The sequence below is a fragment of the Methylobacterium sp. A49B genome, from assembly GCF_053346215.1.
On the sequence record NZ_JBKFBO010000082.1, the window covers coordinates 81,894 to 108,231 of the forward strand.

Here is a 26,338-nt window from a genome sequence, read left to right on the forward strand (position 1 = left end):
AGGGTGCTGCGGTTTCGATGGGTTCAACCCTGAACCTCATCCGGAGGTGCCGGAGCGCAGCGGAGGCCCCGCAGGAGGGCTCCAGGGATCGCAGCGGCCTCTGGAGGGCTCCTTCGAGGCCCGCGGGCGCGGGCATCTCAGGATGAGGGCACAGGATGGGACATCCCGAGTGGGGAATGGCCTCAGAGCAGATGCGGCTCGGCGCGGAACCTGCAGCTGGGATCGTCGGGCAGGTCCGGCGCGAAGTCGGTGGCCGGCTTCTCGTGGCGCACCCGGGCATACACCTCCATGATCTGCCGCCCGACCGCGTGCCACGAATAGACGCGCCGGCACTCCTCCAGCCCAGCCGCGGCGATGCGACGGCGCAGCTCCGCATCGGTGATGATCCGGGTAAGGGCGGCAGCCAGCGCCGGCACGTCGCCGGGATCGACCAGCAGGCCGTTCTCCCCATCGCGCAGGCAGTCGGACACGCCGACCGCGTGGCAGGAGACCGTGGCGAGCCCGGCCGCCAGCGCCTCCAGGATCGTGTTGGAGAACCCCTCCGCGTAGGTCGGCGAGACGAACACGTCAGCCCGGCGATAGAGGTCGGGCACGGAGCCGTACTCGGCGTAGCCTGTGAAGGCGATCTCACGCTCGGAGAACCCGAGATCCGCGGCCAGAGTCTGGGCCGGGTCCACATCCGGCCCGATCCCCGAGACGGTGGCCGCGAAGGGCGTGCCCTGCTGGCGCAGGATCGCCAGGGCGTTGATGAAGTCGAGCACGCCTTTCCGACGGTCGACGCGGCCGTGATAGAACAGCCGCACCGGCCCCGCATGGGGCACCGGCAGCCCATCGGGCGTGCCTTGTGCGAACCGGTCGGTATCGACCGCCCCGGGCACGATGGTGAAGCGGGCCGGATCCGATCCCAGCCGCCCGCAGACCTCGTCCACGAAGGAGGCGCCGCCGATCAGGAGCGCGTTGGCGTGGGCCAGCACCGTGCACATGGCGACCCGGTGCGTCTCGCAGCAGGAACCGACCCAGTGGCCGTCGCCGCCCTGGATCGAGACGACGCTCGGCACCCCGAGCCTGCGCGCGGCGAGCAGCACCGCCCAGCCGGTGGGGTAGCCGTACTGCGCGTGGAGGACGTCGAAGGGATGCTGGGCATGCTCCCGGCAGATGGCGTCCACCATCGTGGCGATGTCGCGCTCGAAGTCGCCCGAGGTCTGCTCGCCGAGTTGCTCCAGGCCGATCACCCGCACGCCCGGCACGGGCGGCGGCGGCCCGCCGCCATAGACCCGGGTGCCGAAGGCGTCGCCGCGATACTGCGAGATCATCGTCACGTCGTGGCCGGCCCCGACCAGCTCGCGCAGCAGGTTCTGCGCGTAGACGCTCATGCCGGAGATTGCCGGGAAGTAGCGGCGGCTTAGGAAGAGGATTCTCATCGGTGCAAGCAGTTCGGGGTGCTGTCTGGACGGTGTCTCCTCCCCCTTGCCGGGAGGGCTAGAGGTGGGGGTGGTTCAGGTCTGATCGCCGCGGTACCTCCTGCACCACCCCCACCTCCGGCTCCTCCCCACAAAGGGGAGGAGAGTCTCGCATTCGCCCTCACTGCCATTGCCGCCGCGTCTCCTGCCCGCCGGCCAGCACCGGGCCGGCCCGCCGACAACCGCGGAGGTAGTCGAGCGCCTGCGGGATCATCACGTCGGCCCGGTGGCTCTCACGGGACAGCTCGACGCAGATCAGCTTGCCGAAACCGACCTCCTCCAGCGCCTCCAGCACGCCCGGCACGTCCATGTCGCCCTCGCCGAAGGGCAGGTGGATGTGGCTGCCGCGCTTCATGTCCTCGATCGCCACGGTGCCGATCCGGTCGGCGAACTCCCGCACGGCCGCCGCCGGCTCCCGCTCGCCGGTGACCAGGCAGTGGCCGGTGTCGAGGGCGAGCTTCAGCCCCGGCACGGCCAGGGCCGCATAATCGTCGAGCGTCTCGATCAGCATGCCGGGCTCGGGCTCCAGGCACGGCACGACGCCGGCATCCGCGGCGAAGGCCGCGACCTCGTGCAGGCCGTCTGTCAGCCAGCGGCGGGCTTCCCCATGATCGACGCTGGGCTTCGGCACGCCGGCCCAGAACGAGACCGCCTCGGCGGAGAGCATCGCGCCGATCTCGATCGCCCGCTTCAGGAAGCCGACCCGGCGGGCGCGGCCGGCGGCGTCGGCCGTCACCAGCGTCGGCTCGTGCTTGGCGCTCGGGTCGAGGAGGAAGCGGGCGCCCGTCTCGATGACGCAGGTCAGTTCCAGCTTCTCGAGCAGGCTCGCCACCCGTCCGGCCTCCGCGGCCCAGGTCTCGGAGAACGGGTCGAGGTGGTGGATGTCGAGGGTGAGGGCCACGCCGTCGTAGCCCGCAGCCTTGATCAGGTGGATCGCGTCGTCGAGGCGGTGGTTGGCCGCGCCGTTGGTGTTGTAGGCGAACCGGAGCGTCACGCCGCCCTCCCCTTCCGCTCTGCGAGGCGGAACGGCGCGTGATGCGATTCCGGCTCGCGGTAGAGCGGATAGTGACGGCCCACGATCGTTTCGGCCAGAGCGACGTCGAACAGCGGCTGGCCGCCGAACCGCTCCAGGGCTTCCGGCGTGAGGCGTACCGGGCGCAGCGTCTCGCTCGCGGTGCCGAACGTGATCAGCGGATGGTCGCGGTCGAGGAGCTTCCGCGTGTTGCGCTCGCCGATCCGGTAGTAGCTCATGGTCTCGACCTCGAGCCCCGGCACGATCGCCTTCACGACGCCGACACCGCCGCCGGGCGGCGTGCAGTCGACGTAGAGCACGTCGAACCCGGTTTCGGTGAGCCGGTCGCAGGCGATCTTGCCCCGGGCATGGCCGTCGGCGGCCGGTGTGGAGGGCAGCTCCGCGAAGCGCTTGGTGCTCCGCTCCGAGTACACGGTGTCGGCCAGCACGCCGCGCAGGTCGGCCGCGGGCATCTCGATCCATTCGAGCATCGCCTGGAGGGCGCGGCTCTCCTCAAGGTCCAGGCTGGGCAGCGCCTTCTGGATGAAGGCGTCGACGTAGCCCGGCGGGGTCACGGTGGCGGCCATGTCGAGGGGGCCGTGGCCGAAGGTCTTGCGCACCCGCGCGGCCTGGAACTCCAGCAGCGCCTTGCGCAGCGCCCGTTCGCGGTCCGGGTCGCAGGCCTCGCCGCAGGCCGAGAGGGCGATCGGCGCCGGGGTGCGCGCCGGATCCTCGTCGTAGCCGACGACGTAGAGGTTGGTGAGGCCGAACTGGTCGGTGGCGAATTTCGGAAGCGCGCGGATCCCCAGCTCCTTCAGCCGGGCCAGCATGGCGGCGTTCTCCGGGCCGATGCCGTCGAGGTCGAGCATCACGCCCTGGTCCAGCGCCCGGAACAGCAGGCCGTTGCCGTCCCGCTGCAGCAGCTCCAAGACACCATGGCCGAGGGCGAAGGGCACGTCGGGCCCGGCGCCGAGGCCGTTGGTGATCAGGTTGGTGAAGGGCTTGTAGCCTTGCGACAGCTCGAAATAATCGGTCGCCGCGATGTCGAGCGGCATCAGCACGATCGCCCCGGTGGCGTGCCGGACGCTCGGCGTCCATTCCAGCACCGTGTCGCGGCCGACGGGGGAGCCGGCGGGCAGGCAGAGCGTCAGCGGGTCGGCGACGGATGTGGCGCCGTAGACGCGCGCGAGATCGTTGTAGCTCGCCCGCTCCTTCGCTCGGGGCAGGACCGCCAGGGAGGGCATCAGGTTCTCGGCGATCTCCGCGACGGCGCCGATCAGCGCCTCGTCGTCGGTGGCGCCGTAGCCGATGCCCGACGGCATCGCGCCCACGAAGAACGGATCGTCGAGGAACAGGGCCACGAACCAGACCGGGATGCCGGTGCGGTCGAGCGGCGCCAGCGGGAAGCCGACGACGCGGCCCTCCGGCAGGACGTCGAGATAGGCCTTCACCGGATCGGGCAGGATCCCGGGCAGCCCCTCGATCGTGCGCTGGGCGCCGAAGCGGTAGGGGCGCGGCGCCTTGATCCGCTCGTGGCGGGCGCGGTCGTCCTGGTCGTGGAAGGCGTCTGGGTTGGTCAAGGTTCGGTCCCGTCCCTCTCGTGTCCGCCTGTTCCGCCGCCGTGTCCCACCCGCCCCTCATCCTGAGGTGCCGAAGCGTAGCGGAGGCCCCGAAGGAGGCTCCAGCCGGCCGCGCGATCCCTGGAGGCCTCCTTCGAGGCCCGCTGACGCGGGCACCTCAGGATGAGGGGATGGATGGGATATGCCGGATCCGAGTTCGGCGATTGATCGTCCTGTCTTGTCGCTACCCCTGCCCGTAGGCGCGGGCGACGAGCCGCATCGTGTGAAGGTCCCGCGCCGCCGAGTACGCCGCCCGCTCCTCGCGCCGGCGCAGGGCTGAGCCGAAGGCGCGCACCTGCTCGGTGAAGGGCGAACTGTCGGCGTCGAAGGCGAGCGGCTGCGCTCGGCCGCTGACGCCGTCGATGAAGGTCAGAGATCCGCCGGCTGTCTGGCCCATCGTGTTCTCGGCAACGAGCAGGCCCCTCGTGCCGACCACCTCCAGGCGGCGGCGGGGCAACGCGTCGGGGCAATTATAGGCGACGTGCAGGCTCGCCAGCACGCCGCCCGCCGTCCGCCCGATCAGCAGGGCGCCGTCATCGACCGTGTAATCCTGGGCCTTGGTCTGGGTCAGGGCCGCTAGGTCGGCGATCGGCTCGCCGAGCAGGAAGTCCACGAGGTCGAGACCGTGCGGGGCGAGGTCCATCAGCGCGCCGCCACCGGCTTGGGCGGCGTCGATCCGCCAGTTCGGCTGGCCGGCCTCCGACCAGTCGCGCCCGAGCCAGCAGGCGTAGACGATCCGCACCGCCGTCACGGTGCCGAGCCGCCCGGCCTCGACCTGCGCGCGGATCGCCCGGTGGGCCGGATGATGCCGTTGATCGAAAGCCGTGCCGTAGAAGATCTTTCCCGACTCGACCGCCCGCGCGATCGCCTCGGCGTCGGCGAGCGTCGCCGCCATGGGCTTCTCGCAGAGCACCGCCTTGCCGGCGGCGGCCAGGGCCTCGACGGCGCCGCGATGGAGGTGGTTGGGCGTCGCCACGTAGACCGCCTCGACCTCCGGCTCGGCAATGAGGCCGGCAAGGTCGGCAAGGCCGCGTGCGCCGGTCCGCTCGGCCGCGGCGCGGCATTCCGGATTTGGGTCGCAGACCGCGATCAGGCGGTGTCCCGCGGCACGGATGCCGGGCTCCATGTAGTCGCGGGCGACCCAGCCGTAGCCGACGATGCCCCAGCCGACCGCGTCCATCACCAGCGCTCCGGAAGGTCGACGAATTCGCGCACGCGCACGCGCTGCGTCTCCGGCGCGACGCCGCTCTCGACAATGCCGTCGAAGGTCAGCGTCTCGGGACCGGGCGAGCGTATCGGATAGGTGGCGCGGGGGGCGTACTCCGCCTCGTAGCGCTCCGAGGGCCAGCGGATGACGTAGCCGTCGCCCTCGGGCCGGTAGAGCGGGTTGAGCCGCAGCACGGTGCCGGGCTTCGGCAGGGTCAGGCCGTCGACCAGCGCGCGCGGCGCCGGGCGCATGCCGGGCCCGCACACCACCGAGAACGCCTCGCAGGTCCGCAGGGCGGCGGGCTCCTGAGGGCTCGGTGCCCGGGCTTCGACGAGCGCCCGGGTCAGCTCCGCGTCGTCGTACACCAGGGCATCCGGGAACAGCTCGGCGATCTCCTCGGCCGTCACCGCGCGGCCTGCCGAGAAGCCCGGGCAGTCTCGGTTGTGGATGTGGCTCAACGCCAGCCAGCCATCGTCGCCCGCATTCTGGCGCAGGCAATCGAGCAGCGCCGCCTTGTCGTCGAGGAAGTAGAAGGCATCGTTGCAGACGACGAGATCGACAGGCGCCTCCGGGATCGGCCAGTGCGGGGAACCCGCGTCGAAGCAGACGAGCTGCGCCTTCTCGGCCACGACCCAGTGCCGGGCGACCCAGAGCTTGGCAAAGACCACGTCGGCGCCGGCGACCTTGCAGCCACGCCGCTGCAGCTCCCGCAAATAGTGGCCGATGCCGCAGGCAAACTCGAAGACGCAGATCGGCTCGTTCCAGTGCGCCTCCAGCAGCGACAGGCCGGCCAGGAAGGTCGGATCGCTCCAGCGGTGCAGGAAATAGTCGCCGACCCGGCCCCAGCCGAGAAGCTCGACCGCATCGCGCAGGGTCGCGGTGCGGCGCTCCTTGATCAGGCGGATGATACCGGCCGGATCGGCCGGCGGCCCATTCCACCAATCATCCTGATCGACCAAGAGGGCGGCGAGAGCCTCGTCGGGCTCACCCGCGTCGAGATGAGCGAGGACCCGCTCGACCAGAGCCTCTCGGTTCACCCGCAGATACGGGATGCCGTCGATCACGGGCCAGCGGGCGCCGGTCTCCGCGTCGCGCAGGGCGTGCGGGCCGTCGGCCTTCAGCGGGTTGCCGGTAACCGGCGATCGGAGTGGGAACGGGATCATGGCTCTCGGGACCGCCGGGGCAGATGGGCGGCCGGGTTCGGCGATCAAGGGATGCGCATGTCGGCGAGGACACGATCGTGGAAACCCTTCACCGGGCCGGCATGGACCAGTTCCCACTCGTCGAGCACCATCCCCATCGTGGTCGAGGCCCCGCGCAGATGCTGGGCGATCTGCAGGACCCGGTCGATGCAATCCGCCGCGTGGAAGGCGCGGCCCTCCGCGGTGGCGTCGTCCGGCAGGATCGCGCGGGCGCGCTCGACCTGGGCCTTCAGGGGCTCGGCGAGTTCGGCCAGTGCCCAGGCCGTGGTGGTTGCCATGATCGGTCCGAGATGGTCGCCGAGCAGCATCTCTCCGGTGAAGCCGGCATCCGGCATCGCGGCGTTGTGGAAATGATGGGCCATCGCGGCCAGGAACACGGCGCCGGGATCGGCCCGGTAGAACGGGCTGAGGCAGACGCCGTAGACCGCCACGATGAGGCAGTGCTCGGCGTGGTTCTCCGGCGGCTCCAGCAGGATCCGGGCGCGGCCCGGGCAGGTCACGCCCGCCCGCGGCTGCTGCGCCAGGGCGCCGACGAAGCTCGGAAGCGGGCCGGGCTGGCCCAGAGGCCGCGGTGCCAGCCGCGCGCGCAGCCGCGTCCGGAGATCCGGATCGAGGTCGCCGGTGACGGCGTCGAAGCCTGCCACCAGCACGGCGGACGCCGCTTCCTCCGACAGGCCGGCGGCTGTCAGGAAGGCCGCGTCGAGGTCGCAGAGGCGGGTCGCCGCCAGCGTCACGGCGGTGATGTCGAGGGCAACGTCGTCGGACGATGCACCGCCGGTCAGCAGGCTCCAGCCCTGCGCGAACAGCCGCTCGGCGATCGAGCCCTGACGGCCGGCCGAGCGGACGCGCTTGAGGTCGTTCATCTCGACCAGCAGGTCGCGCAACGCCTCGGGCGCGGCGGCACCGGATTGCGACGGGTGGTTCTCGCTGAGCATCGTTTCTTTCAGGCAGTCAGTCGCGGTTCGGACGGGGACCACATGCAGAACCGCCGACCTTGGGGCATGCGCACGCGGATCCCCTCCCCCCTTGCGGGGAGGGGTCAGGGGTGGGGGTGGTGCAGAAGGCACCGTTCCGCCTGGTCCTGAACCACCCCCACCTCCAACTCCTCCCCGCAAGGGCGAGGAGAGTTCGTGCAGTGCTGAGACCTCAGCCTTCGTTCAGTGCACGCCCAGCCAGTCGCGCAGCATCTGCTCCTGCTTGCCGAAGGCGTGCTCCGGGCCGTGCCCGTTCTTCACCATCGGGGCCTTGAAGAAGGTCGAGAGCTGCTCCTGGACGCCGCCATCGCCGCGCTTGTTGGCGAGGTCGAGGACGCGGGCGATCTCGATCACCAGCGGGGCGGCCAGGATCGAGTCCTTGCAGAGGAAGTTCACCTTCACCTGCATGCGCTGACCCATGAAGCCGGTGACGTCGATGTTGTCCCAGGCTTCCTTGTCGTCACCGCGCGGCCGGTAATAGTGGATGTGCACGAGGTGGTCCTCGACCGGGTAGCCGAGGATCGAGTCGAGCACCGTACCCTTGGTGTTGAGCTTCGACTGGAGCGAGTTCGGGTCGTTCAGGGCCAGACCGTCGCGGTTGCCGAGGATGTTGGTCGAGAACCAGCCGTCAACATGCAGCGCGCGCGCCTTGAAGGCGGGGGCCAGCACGGTCTTCATCATGGTCTGGCCGGTCTTGCCGTCCTTGCCGGCGACCGGCACGTTCAGCTCCTTGGCGAGGTCGAGGAGCGCCGGGACGTCCGCCGCCACGCTCGGGGTGAAGTTGGCGTAGGGGATGCCGCTCTTGATCGCCGCGTAGGCGTAGAGCATGGCCGGCGAGATCGCCTCGTCGCTCGAGTCCAGGCCCTTCTCGAAGGCGGCCGTGGAGTTCAGGGTCGGATCGTTGAGGTCGGGCCAGCGCTCGGTGGAGGCGAGGTTCACCACGACCACGTCGTCGAGGTTGCTCTCCTTCTGGAAGCGGCGGAGATCGTTGGCGATCACCGAGACCGCCTCGCGATGGTCCTTGGCGACGATGCGGTTCTGGCCGTCGATGTTCTTGCAGAACTTGGCGCTGCCGACCGCCGGCCAGGGGGTGATGCCCTTCAGGACCTGGGCGCCGTTCTCGATGTCGTCCTTCGAAAGCACCCCGTGGCCACTGGCGGCCGAGGCGAGATCGTCCCCGTTGAGGTCCCATCCGCCGAAGACGAGATCCTTGTAGTCGGCCATGCCCGCCACGGAGAGGCCGGCGAGCGGCAGCCCGTCGAGCCGGTTCGAGCCGGATTTGATCATCTCGATGCCGGCGATGGCGGTGGTGGCGACGGCGCCACCCATGCCAACGAACGCGACACCGACGCGGCGACCGGACTGCATGCTCATCGGAAATTGGTGTCCTTGTGGGGACGCGGGTGGCGTCTGACGGGTGGTGTCCTGAGACCAAAAGGTCTGCCCCCCCGGGCCGTACCTAACTGGCTCGGCGGTGCGGCGTTCCAAGCCGAATGCGACAACTTTGCGCCTCCGTTGCACCGGGCGTGACCGGATCGCGGCGTTAACGCGGCCTTAAGGGGCAGGGTTAATCCTCCGCTTACCGTGCCACGCTTGGATCACGGCGCCGTCCCATTCTGGTCACGGCCGGCGCCGATACGGCCGCCGCTTCAAGGAACCCGGACGCCAGACGCCGGGCCGACACAAGGACCAATCTGAAGAGGACCAGTGATGGGGGTTATCCCGGAGCCGGCGCGTCGCGCCGACGACGTGAGCCGACTCGTGCCGAACGCGAGCCATTTCGAGGATGAAGCCGTGGCGTGGCTGCCGCGGGCCGGGCGCAAGACGGAGCGCCGGTCACGTCGCCGCACAGGCCGGAGCGGGATCCGGCGCCTTCCGGGAACGCTGGCGCTGGGCCTCGTCGCCGGGTTTGGCCTGCCGCAGGCGGCCTTCGCGCCCGCCTACTTCGCGCCCGCCGCGCAGGCCCACGATCGGGTCGACACCAGCCCGCGCGCCGCCCAGGCGCTGGCCGCCGAGGCCTGGACCACGGCCGACACTTCGGCTGAGGGACTGTCGCTCCGGTCGACGCTCGATCAAGCCCCCGCCGAGGAGACGCCGGCCGAGACCGCGTCGGCCGCATCCGACTGGAACGGCCTGCCCGTTCCGGAGCAGGAGCCGGCCACCACGGCGCTGATTCAAGAGGATCTCGCGACCCTGCCGCGCGTCACGGAGGAGCAGGGCGAGGCCGCCGTGCGCTTCGGCGAGCGCAGCGTCCCCCGCAAGGTCGTCGACACGATCGTGAAGGCCTCCGACGAGGCCGGCGTCGATCCCGTCTACATGATGGCGCTGGCCGACAAGGAATCGAGCTTCGACACGGACGCGAAGGCCGCGACCTCCTCGGCGCAGGGCCTGTTCCAGTTCGTGGCCCGGACGTGGCTGGAGATGATCCGCGATTACGGCGCCCGCTACGGGCTCGCCGACGAGGCCGCCGCCGTGAAGGGCCGGGGCTCCGCGATCACCGTCGCCGGCAACATGCGCACCCGGGTGCTCGGCCTGCGCAACGACCCGCGCGTGGCCGCCCTGATGGCGGCCGAGCTGATCAAGCGCGACCGCGAGCGCATCGAGGCCCGCGTCGGCCGGGCGCTGACCACGACCGAGCTCTACCTCGCCCACTTCCTCGGTACCGCCAGCGCCGGGCGCTTCCTGTCGCTCTCCTCCGAGAAGCCCGACGAGGTCGCGGGGCGCGAGTTCCGCAGCGCCGCCCGGGCCAACCGTAGCCTGTTCACCGAGAAGGCGGGTGGCAAGCGCCGCAGCCTCACCGTGGCGGAACTGCACGGACGGATCGACGGCATGATCGACCGGCGCCTGAACCGCTACCAGGGCGTGTCGGCGGTGGCGGAGGCCCTCGACAAGGCGCCGGCTCAGGCCGACGTCGCCACGAGCGAAGAGACGCCCTCCGCTGCCGGCAATCGCCGCGTCGAGGTGACCGAGGCGCTGCCGCCGGACGGTGTGTGAGTGCCGCGTGACGCGCAGGGCCTCCTCCAGCGGGCGCTAGCGGGTTCACACGTCAGGGTTTGAGACACGCGACGTTCCCCCTTTTCCCGCGCGCGGGAAGAGGGGCTTTCTTCGCGGCTCCCGTTGGCGCGGTGTGAGACGTGTGGATCCGCGAGCTCGCAGGAAGGACAGACAGCCGGAACCGGCGCCTCAATGCCCGGCCGGCGCTCCGCCGAGCTTCACGCTCTTCAGGCTCAGCGCGATCGGGACCGCGCAGGCGGCGACGAGGCCGAGTACCCAGAACACGTCGATATAGGCCCAGTAGGCCACCTGGGTGCTCAGCACGCTGCCGATCCACGCGGTGGCCTGGTTCTGGGCCTCGACGCCCGCGTAGCCGTGCTCGGAGAAGTACTGCGTGGCCTGCCGCATGGTCTCTTGGTAGGCGGGCGCCGCCGGGTTGACGCTCTCCACCAGCCGGCTCTGATGGAACTGGCTGCGGTAGGCCAGGATGTTCTGCGCCAGCGAGACGCCCATCGAACCGCCGACGTTGCGGGCGACGTTGATCAGCGCGGAGGCCTGGTCGGTCTGGTCCTTGCGGATCCCCTCGTAGGAGGCCGAGGTGATCGACAGGAACACCATCGGCAAGCCGATGCCGATCCAGACGCGCGACCACGCGAAGAACGAGAAGGTGGTGCTCCCGTCGATCCGCGTCAGGTCGTACATGCCGAGCGCCACGATGGTCATGCCGGTGGCGATCAGCCATTTCGGCTGCACGTAGGCCGACACCCGGCCGGTCAGGAACATCATCACCACCGTGACGATGCCGCCGGGGCCGAGCACGAGGCCCGACAGGGTGGCGGTGTAGCCGTAATATTCCTGCGTGATCTGCGGAATGAACTGCGTAGTCGAGATCAGGATCGCGCCGGTGAACATCATGACGACGAAGCAGGACCCAAATTGGCGGGTGCCGATGAGCCGCAGGTCGACCGCCGGGTTCTTCGTGTTCAGGAGCCACGGGATCATGGCCGCGAACGAGATGATCATCAGCACGCCGGACACGTTCATCAGCGTCGAGGTGCCGAACCAGTCCTTCCGCTGGCCCTCGTCGAGGATCACCTCCAGCGAGCCGAGGAACAGGGCGACCAGCACGAAGCCGACGATGTCGAAGCGGATGCCCTTGCGGACCAGCGCGCGGCGCTCCCTCTTGGCCGCCTCGCTGTCCTCGATCAGCCAGTACATCAGGCCCAGCGCGATCACGCCGACGGGCCCGTTGATCAGGAAGCACCAGTGCCAGGAGGCGTTGTCGGAGAGCCAGCCGCCCAGCGTCGGGCCGATCACCGGCGCGACCACGATGGCGACGCCGTAGAGCGCGAAGGCCTGGCCGCGCTTCGCCGGCGGGAAGGAATCGGCCAGGATCGACTGCGCTAGCGGCGCCATGCCGCCGCCGCCGAGCCCCTGCAGCACCCGGAACAACAGGAGCGATTCGAGGCTCCAGGCGAAGCCGCACAGGATCGAGGAGATCGTGAACAGGCCCACCGACCACATGAAGAAGGCCTTGCGCCCGTAGCGCTTGGCCAGGAAGCTCGAGGCCGTCAGCGTGATCGCGTTGGCCACGAGGTAGCTCGTCACCACCCAGGCCGCCTCGTCGGGACCGACCGCGAGGCCGCCCGAGATGTAGCGCAGCGCCACGTTGGCGATGGTGGTGTCGAGCACCTCCATGAAGGTCGCCAGCGCAACCACGCCGGCGATCAGCCAGGGATTGTGCCCGCCCGGCGCCTTGCCGGAGGCACTCTTGCCCGTCCGCCGCTTGCCGGAATTCGGCTTGCGCCCGGGTGCGGCCGCGCCAGCTCCGCCGGCCATGGCGCTCACCGTACCGTGACGGTGGGGACGATCGACATGCCGGGGCCGATCGAGACGTCCTGCGGCCAGTCGTTGACGACGATCTTAACCGGGATGCGCTGCGTCACCTTCACGTAGTTGCCGGTGGCGTTCTGGGCCGGCAGCAGGCTGAAGGCGGTGCCGGAGCCCGGCTGCACGGAGGCGACGGTGCCGTGGATCTTGCGGCCCGGATAGGCGTCGATCTCGATATCGACGGGTTGGTTGGGACGCATATCGGTGATCTGCGTCTCCTTGAAGTTGGCGGTTACCCAGATGTCGTCGGGCACGAACATCGACAGGCTCTGCCCGGCCTGGGCGAGCTGGCCGATGCCGCCGGTGAGCCGGACGACCCGGCCGGGCTGCACCGACCGGACCGTCGTGTAGCCGAGGTTCAGCTCAGCCTGCTCGACCTGCGCCCGGTCGCGGGCGATCTGCGCCTCGGTGGAGGCCTTCTGCGCCTGAAGCGAACCGATCTGCTTCTGTGCGGCGACCACGCTGGCATTGGCGCTCTGCAGCGCAGCCTGCCGCTGCTGCAGGGTCGAGGTCGCCGATTGCGACTGCTGGATCGAGCCGGAGCCGCGCTCGGCGAGGTCCTTGTAGCGGGCCGCATCCTCCTGGGCGAATTTCAGCGCCGCCTCGGCAGTGGCGACCTGCGCCTTCGACACGTCGATGTTGGCGTTCTGAGCCTGGATCTGCGCGTCGATGTTCTTGATCGCGGCCTCGTCCGCCTGGACCTGCGCCTTCGCCTGCTCGAGGGCGATGGTGTAATCCCGCTGATCGATCTGGAACAGCACCTGACCGGCCTCGACGTGCTGGTTGTCGGTGACCGGCACGTCGACCAGGTAGCCGCCCACCTTCGGCTGGATCGCGATGCTGCGCGCGTCGACGAACGCATCGTCGGTGCTCTCGTACGGATGCATGTACAGGAGCCAGTAAAAGAAGATCCCGACACACAGGGCCAGCACGGCGAGGCCGCACAGCAGGAACATGAACGGGTGGCGCCGCAGGATGTTCGGGCGCCGCGTGTCGGATTGCTCGTCCTCGTCCTCCTCGCCCGCCTCGTCGGCCTGACCGTCCTGATCCTCGTCGGGCTCGGCTTCGTCGCCCCCCGGCTTTCGGGCAGCCTCGCGGTCCCGGGCCGGCATCTCCCTGCCGAGGTCCAGGACATCCCGGTCGACCGCGCCGCTCCGGCCATCGGCCGGCCGGGCACGCGCCTCCGCCTCGGGGGCCTGCCGCTGTTCGTCAAACATGGGAAATTGTCGCCCGATGGGCCGGCCACCTAACGGTGACCGGGCGCTGCACATCGCCCGCCTCGACCTTCAAAAGTCGGGCGCCGGCCCAAGGTTCCCGAGTTGAAGAACTGGACGGAGGAACGGTTGCCACAGTGCGGCGTTCTGCGGCGGAACCTTTGCCGTTCACGGCCATCAGGTTTTGGAGTTCAGCCATGACCAGCAGCCCGAACCCAGGTCCGACCGCCACCTCACCCTCCGGCGTCCCGCTCGTGGGCACCGCGCGTCTCGATGCCATGAGCGCGGTCCTCGCCCGCAACTGGTGGCTCGTCGCCCTGCGCGGCGTCATCGCCATCCTGTTCGGTGCCATCGCCTTCGTGGCGCCGGGCGCCTTCGTCCTGTCCCTGGTGCTCTTCTTCGCGGCCTACATGCTGGCCGACGGTGTCTTCGCGATCGTCGGCGCCGTCCGGGCAGCCCAGCGGCACGAGCGCTGGGGCTTCCTCCTCGTGGAAGGCATCGTCGACATCATCGTCGGCATCGCCGCCGTGCTGGTGCCGGCGGCGGCCGTCTGGGCGTTCGTGCTGCTGCTGGCCACCTGGGCGCTGGTGACCGGTGGCCTGATGATCGCCGCGGCGTTCCGTCTGCACCTGCATTACGGACGCTGGTGGCTCGTCCTCGGCGGGCTCGTCTCGATCCTGTTCGGGGCCGCGCTCCTCATCAATCCAGGCATGTCGGCCCTGGTGCTGACGTGGTGGATCGGCTCCTACACCTTCGCGTTCGGCGTGCTCCTGCTGATCCTCGCGTTCAAGCTGCGGAGCCGGCACGGCGCGGCGAGCCCGCCGGTCGCGCGGTGATCCGGCGCGATCCGCGCCGGCGCGTTTCGTCGCCGGGAGCACGGGACAGGAGCCTGGATGAGGCTTAAGACACGCCGTCGACCGGTCGATCCGGTCCCGGAAGCTGCAACGCGATGAAGCCCGACGCGCCGGAACGCGCCCCGGCCGCCGAGCCGACATCGTCAGATCCGGGATCCGGGCCCGCCGCTCCGGACCCGCGCCTAGCGGCCCGGGAAGCCCGGCGGGCTGCGCTCGACTTCTTCCGCCATCTGTGGGTTCTGATCGCCGCGTCCGGCCTCGGCCTCGCGCGACTCGGGCGCAGTGTCGTCGCGCGGTCCGGCACCCTGATGGCGCGGGTGCGCGCCCGGCCAGAGCCAGACGCCGGGCCGGCGCATTCATCGGCGCCTCCGCCGGTATCCCCCACCGCGTCTCGCACGGCCCGGCCGGCCGGTCGCGAGCTGCCCGCGGCCGCACGGCGTCTGCGCGGGCGACCGCTCCTCCTGATTGCAGCCATCGCAGTCCTGGCCCCCGCCGTGGCCCTGGCGCTCTACCTGCTCGCCGCTCTCCTGACGCTGCCGCCGCTCGGCGGCGCCGTGGTCGAGACAGGCCAGCGGGCGATCACCGTCGAGGCCGACGACGGGCGGGTCTTCGCCACCCGCGGCACGTTCCGCGGCCAGAAACTCACCGCCGCAGACCTGCCGCCGCACCTCGCCCAGGCGATCGTGGCGATCGAGGACCGGCGCTTCTACAGCCACTGGGGGATCGATCTGCGCGGGCTGGCGCGGGCCGCGTGGCGCAACGCCACGGGCGGCGGCGTTCGCGAGGGCGGGTCGACGATCACGCAGCAATATGCGCGGCTGACCTCCCTCAACCAGGAGAAGACGCTCTGGCGCAAGGTGCAGGAGGCGTTCCTGGCGTTGCGCGTCGAGGCGACGATGAGCAAGGACGAGATCCTGCTCGGCTACCTAGACACCGCCTATTTCGGCGCCGGCGCCTACGGGGCGGACGCGGCGGCCCGGCGCTACTTCGGCAAGCCCGCCAAGGCGCTGAACCTCCCGGAATCGGCCATGCTGGCCGGGCTGGTGCGCGCGCCCTCGCAGCTCGCCCCGACCCGCAACCTCGGCGGCGCGAAAGAGCGGGCCGACGTGGTGCTCCAGGCGATGGTGGAATCCGGGGCGATCACCCCCGCCGAGGCCGATGCGGCCCGCAAGCAGAGCGTCACGCTCAAGACGCCGCCCGAGGCGCCCCCAGGCACCAACTACTTCCTCGACATGATCGCCGGCGACGTGAAGCGGCTGGCCGGCAAGGACGGCGACATCACGGTCCGGTCGACCCTCAACCTCGACCTCCAGAGCCTGGCCGAGGGCGTGGTCGGCCGCCGCCTCGACAAGGACGGCACGCGCCGCAAGGTCGGCCAGGCCGCCATGGTGGTGCTGTCAAAGGACGGCGCGATCCTCGCGATGGTGGGCGGGCGCGACTACGAGGACAGCCAGTTCAACCGGGCGGTCCAGGCCAAGCGCCAGCCCGGCTCCCTGTTCAAGCTCCTCGTCTACCTGACAGCCTACGAGCAGGGCTACACGCCCGACTCGGTGGTGGTCGACCGCCCGGTGAAGATCGGCGACTGGGAGCCGGAGAACGACGACGGGCGCTATCGCGGGTCGGTACCGCTCCGGACCGCCTTCGCGCTGTCCATCAACACGGTGGCGGCCGAGCTCGGCCAGGAGGTCGGCATCCCGGCGGTGATCGCCACCGCGCGCAAGCTCGGGATCCAGTCGGACCTCCCGAACGTGCCGAGCCTCGTCCTGGGATCGGGCGCCGTGAGCCTGCTGGAGATGACCCGGGCCTACGGTTCGGTCCTGTCCGGCCGCACGCCGCTCGAGGCCTTCGCGATCCACGCCATCCGCGGCGGGACTCCGCAGCCGCTCTACGTTCACGCCGACCCGTCAGCCGGCGCGACGCTCGCCCAGGAGCCGCGCACGATGATGCTCGACTCGCTCCAGGCGGTGGTGGAGTCCGGCACGGGCCGGGCCGCGCGGGTGCCGGGCCAGATCATCGGCGGCAAGACCGGCACGAGCCAGGATTTTCGGGACGCGTGGTTCGTCGGCATGACGCCCGACCTCGTGGTCGGCGTCTGGGTCGGCAACGACGACGACAGCCCGATGAACCGGATGTTCGGCGGCGAGATGCCGGCGGGGATCTTCCACGACTTCGTCCAGCGGGCCGCGGACAAGCTCGCCAAGGGCAAGCCGCGCCCCTCGGCGGAGCGGGCCGAGCCGGCCCGGGCGGCGGCCTCCGCGGCCAGCCCCGCGCCGGCCGGGGAGATCCGGGGCGTGCCCGAGGTGATCGACACCGGGACGCTGAACCTGCGCGGCCGACCGGTCCGGCTCCTCGGCGTCGAGGGCGAGCGCGGCCACCTCGCCCGCCAGCTCGCGAGCTACCTGCGGCGGCGCGAAGTGGTCTGCACCGGCGTGTCGGACAGCGCGACGGCGCGCTGCCGGATCGAGGGCGACGACCTCGCCGCGCTGATCCTGGCGGCCGGCGGCGCGCGCGCCTCGGAGGACGCGCCGCCGGACCTGCTCGGCGCCGAGGAGCAGGCGCGCGCCGAGCGCGTCGGTCTCTGGGGTCGGTAGGGGCCGTGTCGAAACGTTCGGTCGGGCATGATGCGGCGACCACCGGCTTCGCAAACCCGGACCTATGAAACGCAACCCTCTTCGGGATACCTCAACGTCAGAAGCTGTGGAATTGCCGTCGCGAAAGCGCGTGCGGCCCTCGCTTTATTTCCTTCGGGCTCCCCTTCCTCGAGCCGCATCAGCCTGTCATCCCGGGGCCGCGCAGCGGAGCCCGGGATCCATAACCGCCGACCGCTCAGGACCTTGCCAAGATCTTGCCAAGACCTTGCAGTTTCGGCGACTTTGGCTTCCGGGCTCGCCTGCGGCGCCCCGGAATGACGGCCTTTCCCTCAGTCCGGGCCGAGCTTGCGAAGGGTCAGCGGATCGGGCGAGCCGGCAAAATACTGCGCCAGCGCCGCGGCGAAGGACGGCTCGTCGGGGGCCGCGGCATTGAACAGCGTCATGCTGGAGCGGAACTTCATGTCGTCGGGCGCGCCGAAGATCGCGTGGACGGAGCGCCCGGACACCGCGTTCACCGCGTCCGTGCAGGCGCGCAGACGCGGGCCCAGCATCGGATGGCCGAGATAGGCCCTCGCCTCGTCCAGCGACGCGATGGCGTAGAGCCGCGCCATCGGGCTGGAACCCAGGCCGGCGATCTGCGGGAAGATGAACCACATCCAGTGGCTGCGCTTCTCCCCGGCCTGCAGCTCGGCGAGGGCGCGCGGAAAGACGCCCTCCTGTGCGGCGATGAAGCGGCTGAGATCGTACACGTCTCCCATCGACGGACTCCTCGATGCGGCGAAGCGTCAACGCTGCGACGGCCATTCGGGCCGCACTTTGCCGCTGATCCGCCGGCCGGGTTCGTATATGCGCGGGTGCATGTTCGGATCCCTCGTCGCCTTCATGGTCGCGAACCCGGCGACGAGCCACGCGCTGACGGCGATCCTCGAGACCGCCGGCGTGGCGACCGTCATGATCGCGCTGCGCGGCCCCCGACCGGAAGTCACCGCCGCGCTCCTGGTCTCGACCTACTATTACGGCCGCGAAGCCGGGCAGCGCGAGCACGACATCAAACATGCCGGCTGGGACGCGGTTCAGGCGCATCTCGGCGCCGAGTTCCTGTACGGCTGGTCGATCCCGAACCTGGAGCAATGGGTCGCGCCGACCTGCACGGCCTGGGCTGTCGCGGCGGCGATCTTCCTGATCCGGTCACGGATCGCCCGCGCCGCGACGGCACCGTCGCGGCGCGGCTCGGTCTGACACGGGCGCGAGCCCGGCGCGCTCAGCTCTGCGCGAAGGGCCCGTCGAGCGGGCCGATCTCGCTGCGGTCCCCGAGCAGCCGCCGGCCGGAGGCGATGATCTGGACCGTCTCGCGGCTGCTGCACTGGCGCCGCGCCAGGGACTCCAGGTCCCGCAGGTAGTCGATGACGGGGCTGCGCACCTTCTCACCCCGTCCGATCACCGGCTCGACCTTCGCGGTGACTAGCCCGGCAACCGTGTCCCAGAAGTCCGCCGGGCGGATCGCCGGCTCTCGACCGGGTGGCTCGTGCATCCCTCGCTCCCTTCCGCGATTGAAGAGCCTTGTCGGGGGATTCGCGCGCTGCCGCACTGACACATGTTGACGGCGAAGGTCCGCCCGCGCGCATACCGGGCCGATCGCACGATCGTGAGGTCCATGCGCGGAACGTTGGGACGGAGCCTCGACACGCCGGTGCGACGCCTATCTGGACGGAACCGGCTTCGTCCCGGCGCGAGGCGCCGGTCCGGACCCGACACAGGATTTCGCATGCCGCAGATCGCCATCGCCGGACTCAAGTTCCGCTACATCCTCGAAGGACCGGAGGATGCACCGGTCGTCGCGTTCTCGAATTCCCTCGGCGCTACGCTGGAGATGTGGGATCCGCTGCTGCCGGCACTGGGCGGGCGGTTCCGGACGCTGCGCTACGATACCCGCGGCCATGGCGGCACGCAGACCCGCGACGCGCCCACGGAGATCGCCGATCTGGCCGGAGATCTCTCGGCGCTGCTCGACGCCCTCGGGATCGCGCGCGCCCATCTGGTGGGACTGTCGCTCGGCGGCATGACCGTGCAGGCGCTCGCGAGCGCCGATCCCGGGCGGCCGCTCAGCGCCACCCTGATGGCCACGGCCGCCCATCTGCCGAGCGCGCAGTCCTGGAACGAGCGCGCCGAGACCGTCCGGACCGGCGGTACCGGCGCGGTTGTCGAGGCGACGCTTGGGCGCTGGTTCACCCCGGATTTCGCCCGCCGCGCGCCCGAGGCCGTCCAGGCGATTCGCGACCGCTTCCTCGCCTGTGACCCGGCCGGCTACGCGGTCTGCTGCGGCGCGATCGGGCGCATGGACCTGCGGCCCGCCCTCCCGGCGATCACGGCGCCCACCCTGGTGATGGCCGGGCGCGATGATCCTTCTACGCCCCCGGCGATGGCCGAGGAGATCTGTGCTGGGATCACCCAGGCCGAACTCGTCGTGCTGCCGCGCGCGGCCCATCTGCTGGCCGTGGAGCGTGCCGCGGCCGCCGGCAGCTATCTCTGCGCCTTCCTCGGGCGGAACGGCGGACGCGGCGGCTGAAGGACCTGAGGGCCGGCCATCGCGGGGCGCGTCCGCCGCCTTCAAACGACGAGGCCCCCGTGGACGGATCCACGGGGGCCTCGATCGCGACAACGATCCTGAGCGGATGCCGCGCGATCTTACTTGATGAGGGCGAGGAGCGCCTTGCCGGCCTTCGAGTTCAGCTCCTTGGCATCCAGGGTGCCGTCGCCATCCGGATCGGCCAGCTTGAAGCGCTCGCCGACCGCCGCGAGGTACTCCTTCTTGTCGAGGGTACCGTCGCTGTCCGGATCGGCCTGCTTCACGCCGGCCGCGCTCAGACGGCCCTTCAGCTCGCGGGCATCGAGGGTGCCGTCCGCATCCTTCTCGAGGCGATCGAAGGTCGCCGAGGCCACGGCCTCCACTTCCTTCATGTCCACAGTGCCGTCGTTGTCGGTGTCGATCATCTTGACGGCGCTCGCGCCGCCCGTCGGCTTCGCCATCGCGGCCGGAACCGCCAGGGTGGAAACGGCGAGGGCGGCCGCGGCGAAGCCACTGAGGATACGAAGGGTCATTGCCAAAAGCTCCCGAAACTTGATGCTCGATCTTCCTAGGCCCTGGCCAGCCTTGCTGCAAGTGCGAAATTGATCCCGTGGCGTCGCGTTCCATGTCTGTCCGCGATTGGGCACAGAAAAAGGGGCCGGCGGATGCCGGCCCCCCTGTGTATGCGCAGTCCTCGGATGATCCTCCGAAGATCGGATCAGTATCCGTAGCCGCGGCGGACGACGGGTCGGTCATCCTCGAAACGCTGGCGCCGGTAGTAGCGGTCCTCGTCGTAGGCGCGATCCCGGCGATAGTCCTCGCGGCGGAAGTCGCGCTCACGCTGGCTGCGGGAGCGCAGATCCACGCTTGGTCCGTTCGGTCCGATGTCGATGCGCTGTGCGGCTGCGGGCACCACGGTCGCGACGGAGGTGGCCAGGATGGCACCGGCGAGCAGGGTCTTCATGGAACACTCCTTCGTACGTTGGGGGATCCAACCGATCGCCTCAAGGATAGTTCCGACAGCCTCCCGTCCTGGCCGCCGCATCCGATGTTTCGGAGATGTTCAGGCGAGCGTCGCCAGGTCCTGAAACCAGTGCTGAGCCTGAACATAATCCTTCACCCGGGGCGACAGAGCGTGTGGATTGGTGTCATGCACCACCCAAACCTGTACCGCATCGTCCACGACAATCTCGTGGATGCGCGCGAGCAGCCTGTTCTGCTCATCCGTATCGAGGCTCGCCTTGACCTTGTCGCACAGGGCGTCGACCTCCGGGTTGCGGTAGTGGCTCCAGTTCACGCCGTTCGGTGAGATCTGCCGCGAATCGTAGAAGCGCAGGATCGCGTAGAACGGATCCGACGTGACGTAGGCGATGTTGCCCGCCGTGACGCCCTTGAGGCTTGGATCCGCCGCCCCCTGGCGCCAGGCGGTGTAGGCCACCTCCAGCTCGACCGTCTTGAACTCGACTTGGATGCCGATCTCGGCCCAGCTCTGCTGCACGTACTCGTTCATCGGCAGGGACAGCATCTGCCCGGTGCCGCCGGTGGGGATGAGGACGGTGGCCTTCACGGGCTTCTGGACCGAGTAGCCGGCCTCCTGCACCAGCCTGCGGGCCGCATCGACGTCCGTCTTGATCTGGAAGCTCGGCTTGCCGAACCACGGGCTCGACTGCTGCACCTGTCCGACCGCCGGCTGGGCGAGGCCGCCCATCAATTCCACGACGCCGGCGCGATCGATGGCGAGGTTGGCGGCCTTGCGCAGGCGCAAGTCCCGCCAGGGCGAGCCCTCCAGCATCGACAGGTGGTAGTTCCAGACATGCGGCGTGTCGTTGCCGACGACGCGCATGCCGGCGGCCTTCAGGCGCGGCACCGCGTCGGGCGCGGGCGCCTCGATCAGGTCGACGTTGCCCGACAGGAGCGCGTTCACCCGGGCGAGATCCTCGGGCACGCAGGTGAGCGTCAGCTTGGCGAGCTTCGGCACCCGCTTCGGGTTCCAGTAGCCGGCGTTCGGCAGGAGTTCGAGGCGCACCCGCGGGACCAGCTGGCCCATGCGGAACGGCCCAGTGCCCGAAGGCTCGAAGGCGAACTTCGCCCAGTCGCGCCCGACCTTCTCGTACTGCGCGGGCGAGGAGATCAGGAACCACAGCATCTGGTAGGGAAACAGGCTGTCCGGGGTCTTGGTCGTCACCTGGACGGTCTTCGCGTCGAGCTTCCGGTAGCTCGCCACCCCCGGAAGGCGGGGGCGGACCTGCGCGGCCTGCCGCTGGTCGAAATGCGGCGCCTCCTTGTTGAGCACCTTGTCGAAGTTCCAGATCACCGCGTCGGCGTCGAAGACCGAGCCGTCGTGGAAGGCCACGCCCTCGCGCAGATGGAACGTCCACACCTTGGGATCGGCCGGGTCGCTCTCCCACGACGTGGCAAGCCCGGGGACCATCCTGCCCGGCCTGTCGGCGACATCGAGCTCCCAGGCCACCAGCGGGTCGTACAGGGTCAGGCCCGTGAACTGGTAACCGCCGGCGCCCCGATCCGGCTGGCCGGTGGTGAGCGGCAGGTCGGTCATGGAGATGCCGTAGGTGAGGCTGCCGGGGACCGCCCCCTGCGCGCGGGCCCGGCCCGCCGCCCCGAACGCGGCCAGGGCGACGCCCCCGGCCACCAGGGATCGGCGTGTAGGCTTGATCGGGTTCATCGTGTCTCTCGGCTGAAGGCGGATGCGCCGCACGGAACGGCGCACGCCCCTCAGGCGCGCGGCGGCGCCCCCTGAGCCGCGTCTCCATGCTGCATGCAGAATGATGCACGCATCATGCCGAGCCAGACGACGTGTGACCTCGACAGCGTCACGCCTGCCAGACTTGGCCGGGCCGGAGCGCCAGGAACCGCTCGGGCGCGATCCCGGCTTCTCCCAGCGCCGCCGACAGGGCTTCGGCCGGCCGCTCGATACCCTCGTCGGTGAGCTGGAAAGTACCCCAGTGGTGACCGAGCGCCTGCTCGGCGCCGAGCAGCCCGTAGGCCTCCACGGCCTCGGCGGGATTGACGTGCTGCGCCCGCATGAACCAGCGCGGCTCGTAGGCGCCGATCGGCAGCGTCGCCAGGCGGGGAGGTCCGAAATGGCTCCGGATTGCGCGGAACAGGCCGCCGTCACCGAAGCCGGTATCGCCCACGTGGTAGTGCACGCCCCGGGGCGAGGTGATCACGAAGGCGCACCACAGGGCCATGCGCCGGTCGTTGACGCCCCGGGCCGACCAGTGGTTCGCCGGCGCCAAGTGGACCTGCAGCCCCTCCCCCAGGTCGACCGACTGGCCCCAGTCGCGCGTCTCCACGTGCATCGTGTCGTCATAGCCGCGCAGGATCGCGTCGTTGCCGAGCGGGGCCACGATCAAAGGCTGATGCGCCTGCCAGATCCGGGCGAGGCTCGGCCCGTCGAGATGGTCGTAGTGATTGTGGGTGATGAGCACCGCGTCGATGGGCGGCAGGTCTGCGAAGGCGATGCCCGGCGGGTTGACGCGCTTCGGTCCGGCGAAGCGGACCGGGCTCGCCCGCTTGGCGAAGACCGGATCGATCAAGAGGTTGCGGCCGGCGACCTGCACGAGATAGCTCGCGTGGCCGATCAGGGTAACCCGTAGGCCCGCAACGCGCTCGGGTGGCCGGTCCGCGGGATAGGGGCTGGGGAAGCTCTTCGGCCAGGGCTCGCGCTGCCGCTTGGCCTGCCAGCGGAGAACGTCCGGCAGCGACTTGTCGGTCGCCTGATCCGGCAGGAAGAACCGCAGTCCGTCAAAATGATCGGAGGTCGGCCCGCTGTAATACGGGTTCCTGCCGCGCCGGTGGGCGGCGTAGCCGACACCGCCGAGCGTCATCACCGTGGCCGCGCTGGCGACCGTGAGCAGGCTGCGCCGTTTCATGGATCACAGATGGCCGCCGCACCGGAGCGGTCAAGCTCCGCCGGGGCGCGGCCGGGCGCCTCAGGGAAGCTTTCAGTCGACCGCCTCGGCGGCGAGCGAGAGGCGCGCCCGGTAAACCACCTTGCCGACGCCGTCGCGCACGCAGGCGACGTAATCCTGACGCTCGACGTCCGGCAGCATGTCGCGGGCGATGGCCGACATGATGCGGGTGACCTTGGACCGCGCGGCCGACAGGTCCGGCAGGTCGAAGCCGACCTCATCGCGGATCGGCTGCGAGCCGTCGTGCAGATCGATGAAGAAGCGGGGCATCGGCGCGAAGCGTCTCAATGAGAGGTAATGCTTCGTCAGGATTGCTCTATGTATGGTTAATAAGGTCTTAAGTGCCGGGCGAGATCGGATTTCGCCGCTACTCCTCGGCTCGCGTTCAGACACTTGGGATCGGGATCGCACCGGGATCCCGCGTCTCATGCGGGTGGAGGCAGCGCCGCCGCTCTCCCGCGAGCGCCCTCAGGAGCGCCAGCGCAGTTCCCGCCGCTCCAGCGGGTTCGCGAACGGCCGCCCGTCACGGGCGGATTCCAGCGCCTCGCGCTTCAACCGGAAATACCATTGCGAGGGCAGGTCGGCCTGACCGAACAGGACCATGGTGGGCTTGCGGTCCAGGCCGGCCTGCGCGTGCTGGAGCACCTGCTGGTCCTGAGTGAGGAACTGGCGCATCAGCGGCCGCGCAACGGGCTTGAGCAGGTTCAGGGCCGGCATGCTCCAGTAGAGGGCATTGGTCAGCAGGGTCCGGCTCGGCGTCAACGGGGTCGCGAAGGTGTAGTTCGCCACCCGCTTCTCGCCTGCGCGGATACGCTCAAGCCTCACGCCGGGCAGGCGGAACTCGATCTCGACCTCGGGCACGCCGCCGAGGAGGCGGTAGACCGGCGAACTCGTCGTGGTGGCGTGGCTCGTCATGACGAAGCCATGGGGCATCGGCTGGAAGGTTTTCACCTTCTCGCGAAGCTGCTTCGAGGGCCGGAACCACCAGGAATCGTGGACGAAGGCGACGTGCCCCGGATCCACGAGGCTCAGGGTGGTGAGATCGAAGGACGCCTCGACCACGAGTTCGACCACGAGGGATCCCGCCGGCTCGAAATCCAGCTCCGGCACCGCGGGCACGTCCCCTACGTCGGGTCCGACATGCGGGTTCACCCAGAGGAACCCGGCGCTCTCGCGGACCGGAAAGCGCTGGACCTGGATGCGGGAGAAATCGGCCGCATCGTGCGCCGAGAGCGTCGGCACGTCGCGGCAGCGCCCGTCCGTGCCGAAGCGCCAGCCGTGGAACGGGCACATCAGCGCGTCGCCGTCGAACCGCCCCTTCGACAGGGCCATGCCGCGGTGGGGACAGCGATCGCGCAGCGCGAAGGGGCTGCCGTCCGGAGCGCGCCCCATCACGATCTGCTCGCCGTTCAGCTCGACCGCGCGCAGGCCCGTTCGGGCGAGTCCGCGGGACTGACCGACACAGTACCACGCGCTCCCGAGCGGCTGGCGCATCGCGTCGGGATCGAGCGCGGCCTCGTCGGCGGGCCGTTGCGGGTTCGTGAAGGGCGCGTTCAAGGCGGTTCGGGCTGACCTGGGAGCGCCCGTCATACGCCCGGGGACCGGAGCGGGGAAGCGCGGCGCCAGGGAGGACAAACGGGCGCAGCCGCGGGGCTTCACAAGGCCGGCGCGGGCACCTACCTTCGCCTCACCCGCAACCAACGAAAGGAGGTGATCCAGTGTCTCATTGTCATCAGCCGTGTGTCTCGGCTTCTCGGACCTGGACCGTCGCCTCCGGCGCGTCGCTCTAAGACGCGTCAGAGACCCGATCTCGGGACAGTTCCGCCGGACATCACGGTTCGGCAATGGAAGGGCCACCCTCTCGGGTGGCCCTTCGGCTTTCTAAAGGATGTGCGGCGCGATCAGCGCTTCTGCATCTGGAACAGGGGCTGGGCCAGCGCCTCGGTCCGTGCCCGCCACAGATCGCGCTCCTCCCGCAGCGCGTCGCGCTCGCCGGTCAGGCTCAGGGTCTCGGCCCGCAGAGCGTCGCGCTCGGCCGTCGCACGGTCGCGCTCGGCCCGCATCGCCTCGGCCTCGGCCCGGACCCGCTCGCGTTCCAGCTGGAGGTCCTCGCGCGCGGCGCGAACGTCCTCCTGCTCGGCCCGCAGATCCTCGAGCGAACCGATCTCCTCGCGGATGTGCTCGCGCAGCGACCGGATCTCCTCCGCCAGAATCGCCTGAAGCTCGTCCTGACGCTCGGCTTCGAGACGCAGCTTCGCCTTCAGCATCAGGTTCTCGGCCATCAGCTCCGAGAGATCCGCGTCCTCGCCCGCCGCCGACGACGGCTGGGCCGGGTCAACGATGCGCGGCGACCAAGTCGCCTCGCCGGTGCGGGCGACCTTCTCCGACCGTCGCTCCTCGGACCGTCCCTCGCCGCGCACCTCGGCCGGGCTCTGCGTCTTCATCGCGGCGAGCCAGTCCCGAAGCGGACCGGGCGCAGGGCGATCGCCGGCATCGATCGGCTGTGTGGAGCGGGCGGGTTCCGACATCGGCGGCGTCCTGAGCGAATACCCGTCGATGACAATCCGAACATGCTTAACGATCGGTAAAGCCTACGGTGCTGCCTCCCTCGCGGCGCGGCCCTCGTCGGTGTGCGGGAGCGTAAAAATTGACTTTCCAACCCATCGCGGCTACGCCCCGCCCTCCCGATCCGTAGCAGATCGACCGATGCCAAGCCGACCGGTCCCGTGAGGCCGGAGGTCAACGCCCGACAGCGCGTCCGCGCCCTCGGGCGCGATGGGCGTTGGGCCGATCCGCCGCGACGGGCCCCGCCGGCCGAGGCAA

Annotated in this window: 23 protein-coding genes; 5 read left to right on the top strand and 18 right to left on the bottom strand. The window is 70.1% G+C overall.

Annotated elements, in window-relative coordinates; all coding sequences use genetic code 11:
- Positions 1 to 182: 182 nt before the first annotated feature.
- The 7 genes from ACLBX9_RS10780 to ACLBX9_RS10810 all read right to left on the bottom strand — a co-directional run bounded on the left by ACLBX9_RS10780 (position 183) and on the right by ACLBX9_RS10810 (position 8,848).
- The gene (locus ACLBX9_RS10780) at positions 183 to 1,421 is read right to left on the bottom strand and encodes a glycosyltransferase family 4 protein (protein WP_447718931.1); all 1,239 of its coding nucleotides are present in this window, start codon (positions 1,419 to 1,421) and stop codon (positions 183 to 185) included.
- A gap of 160 nt (positions 1,422 to 1,581) precedes the next feature.
- Positions 1,582 to 2,454 (bottom strand): sugar phosphate isomerase/epimerase family protein, encoded by an 873-nt coding sequence (locus ACLBX9_RS10785; RefSeq protein ID WP_447718932.1) that lies wholly within the window; start codon positions 2,452 to 2,454, stop codon positions 1,582 to 1,584.
- Complete coding sequence (locus tag ACLBX9_RS10790) at positions 2,451 to 4,052, bottom strand: YcaO-like family protein (RefSeq protein WP_447718933.1); 1,602 nt, start codon at positions 4,050 to 4,052, stop codon at positions 2,451 to 2,453. The genes ACLBX9_RS10785 and ACLBX9_RS10790 overlap by 4 nt, the downstream gene beginning before the upstream one ends.
- Before the next feature lie 223 nt (positions 4,053 to 4,275).
- Positions 4,276 to 5,271 carry a Gfo/Idh/MocA family protein gene (locus tag ACLBX9_RS10795; RefSeq protein ID WP_010683652.1) on the bottom strand — a complete coding sequence of 332 codons (996 nt, stop codon included), beginning with the start codon at positions 5,269 to 5,271 and terminating at the stop codon, positions 4,276 to 4,278.
- Positions 5,271 to 6,461: a class I SAM-dependent methyltransferase gene (locus ACLBX9_RS10800; protein ID WP_010683651.1), complete on the bottom strand. Its 1,191-nt coding sequence runs from the start codon at positions 6,459 to 6,461 to the stop codon at positions 5,271 to 5,273. The genes ACLBX9_RS10795 and ACLBX9_RS10800 overlap by 1 nt, the downstream gene beginning before the upstream one ends.
- Positions 6,462 to 6,505: 44 nt before the next feature.
- Positions 6,506 to 7,435: a hypothetical protein gene (locus ACLBX9_RS10805; RefSeq protein ID WP_447718934.1), complete on the bottom strand. Its 930-nt coding sequence runs from the start codon at positions 7,433 to 7,435 to the stop codon at positions 6,506 to 6,508.
- Between the two features lie 222 nt (positions 7,436 to 7,657).
- On the bottom strand, positions 7,658 to 8,848 hold the full coding sequence (locus ACLBX9_RS10810; RefSeq protein ID WP_010683649.1) for an inositol-3-phosphate synthase: 1,191 nt from the start codon (positions 8,846 to 8,848) through the stop codon (positions 7,658 to 7,660).
- A 336-nt stretch (positions 8,849 to 9,184) separates the two neighbouring features.
- On the opposite strand from ACLBX9_RS10810, the gene ACLBX9_RS10815 reads away from it, so the two are divergent.
- Positions 9,185 to 10,468, top strand: a complete 1,284-nt coding sequence (locus tag ACLBX9_RS10815) for a transglycosylase SLT domain-containing protein (protein ID WP_010683648.1) — start codon at positions 9,185 to 9,187, stop codon at positions 10,466 to 10,468.
- Positions 10,469 to 10,657: 189 nt separating this feature from the next.
- Here ACLBX9_RS10815 and ACLBX9_RS10820 read toward each other — a convergent pair whose 3' ends face one another.
- On the bottom strand, positions 10,658 to 12,307 hold the full coding sequence (locus ACLBX9_RS10820) for a DHA2 family efflux MFS transporter permease subunit (RefSeq protein WP_447718935.1): 1,650 nt from the start codon (positions 12,305 to 12,307) through the stop codon (positions 10,658 to 10,660).
- A gap of 5 nt (positions 12,308 to 12,312) precedes the next feature.
- Positions 12,313 to 13,575, bottom strand: a complete 1,263-nt coding sequence (locus ACLBX9_RS10825; protein WP_447718936.1) for an HlyD family secretion protein — start codon at positions 13,573 to 13,575, stop codon at positions 12,313 to 12,315.
- Positions 13,576 to 13,769: 194 nt separating this feature from the next.
- Between ACLBX9_RS10825 and ACLBX9_RS10830 the strand changes: the two genes are divergently transcribed.
- Together ACLBX9_RS10830 and ACLBX9_RS10835 are read left to right on the top strand one after the other, a co-directional pair.
- Entirely contained in the window at positions 13,770 to 14,408 is a 639-nt protein-coding gene (locus ACLBX9_RS10830) for an HdeD family acid-resistance protein (protein WP_010683645.1), read from the top strand.
- A gap of 113 nt (positions 14,409 to 14,521) precedes the next feature.
- Positions 14,522 to 17,017 carry a PBP1A family penicillin-binding protein gene (locus ACLBX9_RS10835; RefSeq protein ID WP_447718937.1) on the top strand — a complete coding sequence of 832 codons (2,496 nt, stop codon included), beginning with the start codon at positions 14,522 to 14,524 and terminating at the stop codon, positions 17,015 to 17,017.
- Positions 17,018 to 17,346: 329 nt separating this feature from the next.
- Here the strand turns inward: ACLBX9_RS10835 and ACLBX9_RS10840 are convergent, their stop codons facing one another.
- Positions 17,347 to 17,775 carry a DUF1810 domain-containing protein gene (locus ACLBX9_RS10840; protein WP_447718938.1) on the bottom strand — a complete coding sequence of 143 codons (429 nt, stop codon included), beginning with the start codon at positions 17,773 to 17,775 and terminating at the stop codon, positions 17,347 to 17,349.
- Positions 17,776 to 17,875: 100 nt separating this feature from the next.
- Here ACLBX9_RS10840 and ACLBX9_RS10845 point away from each other — a divergent pair, with 100 nt between their 5' ends.
- Positions 17,876 to 18,256, top strand: a complete 381-nt coding sequence (locus tag ACLBX9_RS10845) for a hypothetical protein (RefSeq protein ID WP_447718939.1) — start codon at positions 17,876 to 17,878, stop codon at positions 18,254 to 18,256.
- Positions 18,257 to 18,278: 22 nt separating this feature from the next.
- On the opposite strand, the gene ACLBX9_RS10850 is transcribed toward ACLBX9_RS10845, so the two are convergent.
- Positions 18,279 to 18,548, bottom strand: coding sequence for a hypothetical protein (locus tag ACLBX9_RS10850; RefSeq protein WP_010683641.1), 270 nt, complete (start codon positions 18,546 to 18,548; stop codon positions 18,279 to 18,281).
- A 234-nt stretch (positions 18,549 to 18,782) separates the two neighbouring features.
- Between ACLBX9_RS10850 and pcaD the strand changes: the two genes are divergently transcribed.
- A complete protein-coding gene (gene pcaD, locus ACLBX9_RS10855; protein WP_447718940.1) occupies positions 18,783 to 19,583 on the top strand; it encodes a 3-oxoadipate enol-lactonase in 801 nt (266 codons plus the stop codon).
- A 119-nt stretch (positions 19,584 to 19,702) separates the two neighbouring features.
- Here the strand turns inward: pcaD and ACLBX9_RS10860 are convergent, their stop codons facing one another.
- The 7 genes from ACLBX9_RS10860 to ACLBX9_RS10890 form a co-directional block, all read right to left on the bottom strand.
- Positions 19,703 to 20,116 (bottom strand): calcium-binding EF-hand-containing protein, encoded by a 414-nt coding sequence (locus tag ACLBX9_RS10860; protein ID WP_010683639.1) that lies wholly within the window; start codon positions 20,114 to 20,116, stop codon positions 19,703 to 19,705.
- Between the two features lie 185 nt (positions 20,117 to 20,301).
- Positions 20,302 to 20,547 (bottom strand): hypothetical protein, encoded by a 246-nt coding sequence (locus ACLBX9_RS10865; RefSeq protein WP_447718941.1) that lies wholly within the window; start codon positions 20,545 to 20,547, stop codon positions 20,302 to 20,304.
- A 99-nt stretch (positions 20,548 to 20,646) separates the two neighbouring features.
- Positions 20,647 to 22,266, bottom strand: coding sequence for an ABC transporter substrate-binding protein (locus ACLBX9_RS10870; protein WP_447718942.1), 1,620 nt, complete (start codon positions 22,264 to 22,266; stop codon positions 20,647 to 20,649).
- Positions 22,267 to 22,414: 148 nt separating this feature from the next.
- Entirely contained in the window at positions 22,415 to 23,476 is a 1,062-nt protein-coding gene (locus ACLBX9_RS10875; protein ID WP_010683636.1) for an MBL fold metallo-hydrolase, read from the bottom strand.
- Between the two features lie 72 nt (positions 23,477 to 23,548).
- Entirely contained in the window at positions 23,549 to 23,785 is a 237-nt protein-coding gene (locus ACLBX9_RS10880) for a DUF6894 family protein (RefSeq protein ID WP_010683635.1), read from the bottom strand.
- A 198-nt stretch (positions 23,786 to 23,983) separates the two neighbouring features.
- Positions 23,984 to 25,009: a Rieske 2Fe-2S domain-containing protein gene (locus tag ACLBX9_RS10885; protein WP_447718958.1), complete on the bottom strand. Its 1,026-nt coding sequence runs from the start codon at positions 25,007 to 25,009 to the stop codon at positions 23,984 to 23,986.
- A gap of 407 nt (positions 25,010 to 25,416) precedes the next feature.
- Positions 25,417 to 26,043 (bottom strand): ATPase, encoded by a 627-nt coding sequence (locus ACLBX9_RS10890; protein WP_447718943.1) that lies wholly within the window; start codon positions 26,041 to 26,043, stop codon positions 25,417 to 25,419.
- Positions 26,044 to 26,338 lie beyond the last annotated feature (295 nt).